Source organism: Streptomyces doebereineriae, assembly GCF_031845645.1.
Lineage (GTDB): Bacteria > Actinomycetota > Actinomycetes > Streptomycetales > Streptomycetaceae > Streptomyces > Streptomyces canus.
Genome location: NZ_JAVREZ010000357.1, coordinates 1 through 440, shown reverse-complemented (window position 1 = coordinate 440; position 440 = coordinate 1). Strand labels below are relative to the sequence as shown.

Annotated in this window: 1 protein-coding gene; it reads left to right on the top strand. The window is 71.6% G+C overall.

Annotation, left to right across the window (positions count from 1 at the left end):
* Nucleotides 1-56: 56 nt before the first annotated feature.
* A partial coding sequence (locus RNB18_RS52275) for a DUF6357 family protein (RefSeq protein WP_311721088.1) occupies nt 57-440 on the top strand: 384 nt, incomplete at its 3' end.

Genomic DNA, 440 nt, shown 5'->3' with positions numbered 1-440 from the left:
CCTGCCCTACATCGCGGGCCGGGCCCCGGCCTCGTCCGATGGGGAAGACTGGGCCCATGAGAGACATCGTTTTCGCGCGCCGGAGCGGCTGGATTCCGAACGTGATCCGTGAGGACGGTGAACTGAAGCTGATGCTGGGCGCCGGGGCCGACGCCAACCACGAGCCCCGCACGTTCACGTTCCCGATAGGGGAAGCCCATCTGGCGGTGATCCGGGAGGACCTGGCCAGACACCTGCTGCTGTGGAGCGCGGTCCTCCCGCTGTGCGACGCCGCCGGAACCCGGGGCAGGCTCGACGAGGACGCCGCCGTCGCGCTCCTGGACCCGGTCCTCCTCTCCGCGCCCGAGGACGTCGACGCGCTCTTCCGGCGCATCCCGTGGGACAGGGGCCGGCTCGTCGCCCACGGGGCCGACACCCGTCTGCTCGAACGCGGTCAGGTC